This is a genomic window from Halorubrum sp. SS7 (assembly GCF_005435055.1).
In the GTDB taxonomy this organism is placed as follows: Archaea; Halobacteriota; Halobacteria; order Halobacteriales; family Haloferacaceae; genus Halorubrum; species Halorubrum salinarum.
In genome coordinates this window covers 1-1,002 of sequence record NZ_SGXV01000128.1, presented here as the reverse complement: position 1 = coordinate 1,002, position 1,002 = coordinate 1, and the positions used below count along the sequence as shown (strand labels likewise).

The window sequence follows — 1,002 nt, the reverse complement described above, 5'->3', positions numbered from 1 at the left end:
GCCCTCTCGGCGGGTCGTCGAACCCTAGCGCACGAACGGGCCGCGCTGGTCGATCGGTTCCCCGTGTGGCCGTCCCGAGACCGCAACCGCCCGGAGAGAGTCCTCCGTAGCGACGCCGACCGTCTCAGTCTCCGTCACCGGAAGCACGTCGCCTTCGGTGAACGCGTCGCCGTCGCTCGTCTCCCCGACCTCTACCGTCCCCACTCCGTCGACGGCGTAGAGGAAGCCGGTCCACCCGTCCGGGACCGACCAGCGCCACGAGTCGGTGACCTCGACGTCGAGGTACTCCAGCGGCGTGTGCGTCGAGAGCGGGGACCCGTCCCCGACGACCGTGGTGACCGTCGCGCCGTCGACCGCTTCGGTCGGGAGGTCGTCGGCCGCGGCGTCCGAGTAGTCCGGGTCCATCTGCTTGTCCTCGCGGGGGAGGTTCACCCACAGTTGAAGTCCGTTACAGCCCGCGCCGTCGGCCGGGAACTCCGAGTGCCGGATCCCGCCGCCGGTCGTGATGTGCATCGCCTCGTTCTCGCGAGCGGTGTTCGTCACTCCGAGGCTGTCCTCGTGGTCCATGCCGCCCTCGATCATGTAGGAGACGATCTCGAATCCGCGGTGCGGATGCATCGGGAACCCCTGGTCCGGTTCGATGTAGAACCGCTCGAAGAGGACGAAGGGGTCGAGGTGTTGCGGGTGCGCCTCGGTCGGGAAGGCCCGGTTCGAGTTCACCCCGGTGCCGTGGCGGACGGTCTGGCCCGGGAGGGGCGCCGTCCACAGCCGATAAGCATCACGATTACGGAACCGAGAAAAAGTCAAATTCTGTACTGTATTTTTAGATATCTCGCTCAGTAGCCTGAAAAGGTCGTTATTTGGGTACTACTGAAAAAACAGATAATTTACTGGAATCCGCTACAGAGAATCTTCTTACCGCTGCCGCGAGTACACTGGGACGCAACAATGAGCTACGAACTCGATCCGCTGCCGTACGATTACGACGCGCTGGAACCCCAT

Annotated in this window: 1 protein-coding gene; it reads right to left on the bottom strand. The window is 64.0% G+C overall.

Annotated features, from left to right (window positions below):
- Positions 1-24 precede the first annotated feature (24 nt).
- On the bottom strand, positions 25-768 hold the full coding sequence (locus EXE44_RS17070; RefSeq protein WP_137717985.1) for a pirin family protein: 744 nt from the start codon (positions 766-768) through the stop codon (positions 25-27).
- Between the last annotated feature and the right edge of the window lie 234 nt (positions 769-1,002).